This window comes from Agromyces humi, assembly GCF_009720255.1.
GTDB lineage: Bacteria > Actinomycetota > Actinomycetes > Actinomycetales > Microbacteriaceae > Agromyces > Agromyces humi.
This window is the reverse complement of the sequence record NZ_WJSP02000273.1, coordinates 1-5,159: the sequence shown is the minus strand read 5'-3', so window position 1 is coordinate 5,159 and position 5,159 is coordinate 1. Positions and strand designations below refer to the sequence as shown.

Genomic DNA, 5,159 nt, shown 5'->3' with positions numbered 1-5,159 from the left:
GCCGGTCGCGCCGCCCCCGCCGTCGCGCCTGGACCCGGCGCGCCGCTCCCCCGTCGTCTCGCCCATCGTGCGCCGCATCGCCCGAGAGCACGGGTTCGATGCGAGCCAGCTCGACGGCTCGGGCCCTGACCATCTCGTGATGCGCCGCGACGTCGAGGCGTTCCTCCGCGAGATCCAGGAGGCCTCGATGCCCGCCGAGGATTCCGCGATCTCGACGGCACCCGTCGACGTCCCGGCGACACCGCAGCCCACGCCCGTGGCATCCGTCGTCCCCTCGGCGTCGGATGCGCCGACCGACCGTCGGGTGCCGCTCGATCGCATGGGCCGGGCCGCCGCCGCGCACTTCTCCCGCTCGCGCCGCGAGATCCCCGAGGCGACCGTCTGGATGGACGTCGATGCCACCGGGCTGCTCACCGCCCGCCGACAGCTGCAGGAGGCCACGGGTGAGCGCTTCGGCGTCACCGCGCTCGTGGCACGGTTCGTCGTGGCAGGCCTGGCGCGGCATCCGCTGCTCAACTCCAGCTTCGACGCCGAGCGCGAGGAGATCCTCGTGCACGGTGCCGTGCACCTCGGCATCGCCGCGCAGACGCCGCGGGGCCTGCTCGTGCCCGTCGTCCACGGCGCCGATCGTATGCACCTGCGCGCACTTCGCGACGCGATCGGGGCGCGCAGCGAGGAGGCGTCGACCGGCGCCTTCCCGCCCGCCGCGCTGCAGGGGGGCACGTTCACGCTGAACAACTACGGCACCCTCGGGGTCGACGGCTCGGCGGCGATCATCAATCACCCCGAGGCGGCGATGCTCGGCATCGGACGACTCGTGCAGCGCCCGTGGGTGGTCGACGGCGAGCTCGCCGTCCGCACGGTCACGGAGCTGACGCTCTCGTTCGATCACCGCGTCTGCGACGGCGCCGAGGCTGCGGCATTCCTCACGTTCGTGGCCGGATGCATCGAGCGACCGGTGTCGGTGCTCGCCGAGCTGTAGCTCGCCGACCCGGGCGCCGGAACGCGGGGTGCGGCCTCTCAGGGCCGCAGGATCAGAAGAACTCGTCGGGCGTGCCGGCGGCGCGCTCGATGTCGCGGGTCTCCTGACCGGCGGCCCGCAGCTTCGCCACGGCGACCCTGAGGCCCGACTCCATCTGCGCCGCCCAGGCGTCGGACTCCCGGGCGCTGGCCTCAGCGGCCCGCGCCCGCGCCTCGGATGCTTCGGCCGAATTCCGCGCGTCGCTGACCTGTCGGAGCGCGAGCGAGATGCCGTAGTACGCCGCCACCATGGTGGCGATCGGGGCCGCGATGACGGCGAGGGCGCTGATCGCGGCACCGGTCGGGCTGAATGCGATCAGCAGGGCGAACGCGAGGAACAGCACGACGATGCCCACGAGGACGACGAGCATGAACCGCAGGTCGCGGCTCCAGGCCGGCGACGGCGCGCGCGGCCCTCGCGGAGTCGCGCCCTCCTGCCCCGCACCGGCGGCGGGCATGACCACGGTCGTGTCGTCAGCCGGGACCTGACCGCCCGGCGCGCCCGCCTGGTCGACGATCGGGCGTGAGTACGCGTCGCTCATTGGTTCCCCGCTCCCTTGGATGGATGACCCCCCAATTGTGGGCCGCTCCGTGGGGCCGGTCAAGGAAGCGCGCCGTCAGCCGACGTGGCTCAGGCCGCCCGGGCCTCGGCGAGTCCGCGCTCGATGACGGAGATCACGGCGGGATCGTCGGGCTGCACGGCCGGCCGGAAGCGCACGACCTCGCCGCCCGGCAGCACCACGAACTTCTCGAAGTTCCACTTGACCCGGCCCGCCTTGCCCGCGGCATCCGGAACCTTCGTGAGCTCCGCGTAGAGCGGATGCCGGTGACGACCGTTCACCTTCACCTTGTCCATGAGCGGGAAGCTCACGCCATAGGTCATCGAGCAGAACTCCTTGATGTCCTCGGCGCTGCCCGGCTCCTGGCCGGCGAACTGGTTGCACGGGAACCCGAGCACGGTGAATCCCCGTCCGCCGTACTCGCGCTGCAGCGCCTCGAGCTTCTCGTACTGGGGCGTCAGGCCGCACCTCGACGCGACGTTGACCACCAGCACGACCTGGTCGTCGAAGTCGGCGAGCGAGGCGGCGTCGCCGTCGATCGTCGCGATGGGGATGTCTCGGATGTCCACCCCACGAGCCTAACCCGCACGCATGCCGGGGGTGCCGATGGCACCCCCGGCCGGATGGACGGATCGCTGGATTCAGTGGTTCCCGAAGAGGGCGGCCGCCGCCCAGAACCCGCACTTGTGCGTGGAGGCGAAGTCCTTCTCCACTTCCGACGCAGGCGTGTCGAGGGAGAGCATGCGCGGGTTCAGCGTCGTGAATGTCGGCCACGACACCGCATCCGTCGACGGGGCCCCGGTCGCTGCGAACTGGACCCACGCCGCCCGCATGTTCGAGGCGAGCTGCTCCTGATCGGCCGAGAGCGCGCCGGGGAATGACGCGTTGGGCAGGTCGAACAGGTACTGCAGCTCCGACTGGTGCGTGGCCGCGAGCGGTTCGCCGAGCGCGTCGGGGACGTCCCGCTGGGGCGCGAGGGCGTCGTTGAACTCGTACGCGAACGTCGGCACGTACCGGGACGCGGCGATGTCGAGCGCGTACGCGGGACAGGAGAAGTTCGCGTCGGAGTTCAACGTGGCGAACGCGTGTGCCGGGGTGGCGTACTTCGAGAGCGGGTAGACGGCCGCGATGACGGCCGCCTTCGTCGTGCTGATGCCGAAGTTCGTCGCGATCGTGGACACGTAGCTCGACGCGTCGATGTTCAGACTCGGCAGCTGGATGGTGGCGCCCTTGGTCACGCTGAGTCCGAGCGTCGTGAAGATCCGCTCCTCCTGCGTGTTCGTGCCGTTGATGATCGGCACCCGGTTGAACCGGCCGCTCGCGACCGCAGAGCCGACCGATTCGCGGAGCACCTCGCCATCGACGTATCCCGGCGTGAACGACGGCTGGGCGTTGGCGACCAGGGCATCCACCGGCACGTTCCGCAAGCACTCGGCGGACTGGTCGGCACACCCCAGCGCCACCGCACTCGCCTGGCCTGCCTGCTCCGCCGTCGCCAGCGACTGCTGCTCCAGCGCGAACGCGCCGGCCTGGATCACCGCACGGTGGAACAGCCCCTTCGCACCCGGCGAGGCCAGTTGCGCGAGGACGGAGAGTCCGCCGGCCGAATGACCGACGATGGTGACGTTCCGCGGGTTGCCGCCGAACCGCCCGATGTTCTGCTGCACCCACCGCAACGCTGCCTGCTGGTCCTGGTAGCCGAAGTTGCCGGTGGCACCGGAGGGACTCGCGGTGAACGCCGGGTGCGCGAGGAAGCCGAGCAGACCGAGGCGGTAGTTGAAGGTGACGACGACGGCGCCCTCGCTTGCGAGCTTCGCCGGGTCGTAGTCGGCGCCTTCCCCGTATGAGAATCCGCCACCGTGGATGTACACGATGACCGGCAGTCCACCGACTGATGCGGCATCTCCGGCCGGAGCGGTGACGTTCAGGTAGAGGCAGTCCTCGCTCTGCCCCCATGGGCTCGGCGGCCCCTGCGGGCAGACCGGTGCGAAGGCGGCGGCTTCACGGGTGTCCGACCAGGCGGTGACGGGCTGGGGCGGGGTCCATCGCAGCTCGCCGGTGGGTGGCGCGGCATACGGGATGCCCCGGAACTCGACACCGGCAGGCGTCGCGACGCCCCGGACGGGTCCGTCGGCGGTCTCCACGATCGGTGCGTCGCCGGCGGCGGAGCTCGCCGCCGCAGTCGTGGTGGTCTCGGCGTGCGCCGCCGGGGCAATCGACGCCCAGCAGGCGACGAGGACCGCGATCGCCGCGGCGAGCGACGCGATCGAGAGGGCGATGCGCTTCACGTCGACACTGCGTACCGAGGTGCGTGCGACATGATCTGGCGAATGTGTATTCATGGCACCAGCGTCCACGGAGCGCCTCTCCGGTGGCACCCGTGCCCGTGACGGGTGAGCACCCGGGTGCTGCGGGCACCGCGGACCCGGGTGCGGCTAGACCGACGCCGGCTGCGCGATGCGAAGCGCCCTCGCGAGCTGCCGTCGGGACGAGACGCCGAGTTTCACGAACACCTTCCGCAGGTGCCATTCGACAGTACGTGGGCTGAGGAAGAGCTGCTCGCCGATCTCTGGATTCGTGCTGCCGCCGGCGGCGAGCACCGCGATCTGGCGCTCCTGCGCGGTGAGCTCGTCCACTGGGCCGGCGGTCGGCTTGTGCACGACCTCGCCCGTCGCGGCGAGTTCACGTCGCGCGCGCTCCGCGAACCCGTCGCTTCCGGTCCCCACGAAGAGCTCGTGTGCGAGGCGCAGGTGCTCGCGGGATTCGATGCGGCGATTCTGACGGCGGAGCCACTCGCCGTAGAGGAGGTGGCCCCGGGCGAGCGCGGTGTGGATCCGCGTCCGGCTGAGGCGTTCGATCGCCTCCAGGTAGCGCCCTTCGGCTGTGTCGTCGTCCGCGATGAGCGCCGACGCACGGGCGGCGAGTCCGCGGGCCCAGTCGGTGCCGGACGCCGAAGCCAGTTCCTCGAGACGGGTGAGGGACTCGGCGGCTCGTTCCGGTGCGCCGGCACGCACGGCCGCTTCGACACGCTCGGGCAGCATCCATCCGGCGAGCCCGATGTCGTAGGGGTGACCGGCCGCGGGCTCAGTGGCTGCGAGCGCCTCGGGATAGCGCCCGAGAGAGTTGTACAGCAGCGCGTCCTGCCAGGCGACGGTGATGAACCACTGGCCCTCCCCGCGCTCGAGGATCTCGGGACGGAGTCGTTCGGTCACCTCCGTCTTCACGGACTCGTCACCCTGGAACGTGGCGAGCCAGCCGCTGCGGGTCATCGATGTCGGCATTCCCGTTGCCTCGACGATCGGCTGGAGCTCTTGTGCGAGCGACATGGCCTCGCTGGTCCTGCCGCTCAGCAGCAGAACCGACGTGCGCTCGGCCATGACCAGCGGCAGCTGCGAGAACGCGCCTTGACTGCGGCTGATGCGAACCGCGCGCTTCGCGAGCACGTCGTAGGCGTCATCGTCGAGCAGCGTGCGCGCGACGGCGCAGGCGATGGGGAGCCACTGCAGCAGACTGCCGGGCGGCGCGGCATCCTCGCCGAGACCCCGGCGCGGGTCGGGGTCGGCCTCCGACGAGCCGACC

General features: G+C 71.2%; 5 protein-coding genes. 1 reads left to right on the top strand and 4 read right to left on the bottom strand.

The features are described from left to right. On the top strand, window positions 1-982 hold a 982-nt coding region (locus tag GH736_RS16845; protein ID WP_162529577.1), incomplete at its 5' end, for a dihydrolipoamide acetyltransferase family protein. 52 nt (window positions 983-1,034) lie between these two features. Here GH736_RS16845 and GH736_RS16840 read toward each other — a convergent pair. From GH736_RS16840 to GH736_RS16825, 4 genes are all read right to left on the bottom strand, one after another. Then, window positions 1,035-1,562, bottom strand: coding sequence for a hypothetical protein (locus tag GH736_RS16840; protein ID WP_159605396.1), 528 nt, complete (start codon window positions 1,560-1,562; stop codon window positions 1,035-1,037). Window positions 1,563-1,651: 89 nt separating this feature from the next. After that, a complete protein-coding gene (locus GH736_RS16835) occupies window positions 1,652-2,149 on the bottom strand; it encodes a glutathione peroxidase (RefSeq protein WP_159605394.1) in 498 nt (165 codons plus the stop codon). A gap of 72 nt (window positions 2,150-2,221) precedes the next feature. After that, window positions 2,222-3,868 carry a carboxylesterase/lipase family protein gene (locus GH736_RS16830; protein WP_159605392.1) on the bottom strand — a complete coding sequence of 549 codons (1,647 nt, stop codon included), beginning with the start codon at window positions 3,866-3,868 and terminating at the stop codon, window positions 2,222-2,224. Between the two features lie 147 nt (window positions 3,869-4,015). Next, on the bottom strand, window positions 4,016-5,159 hold a 1,144-nt coding region (locus GH736_RS16825), incomplete at its 5' end, for a helix-turn-helix transcriptional regulator (protein ID WP_235934369.1).

What these genes read in the sequence shown, in the direction of transcription:
- GH736_RS16840 (WP_159605396.1), bottom strand. Translation starts at nt 1,562, where the DNA reads ATGAGCGACGCGTACTCACGCCCGATCGTCGACCAGGCGGGCGCGCCG.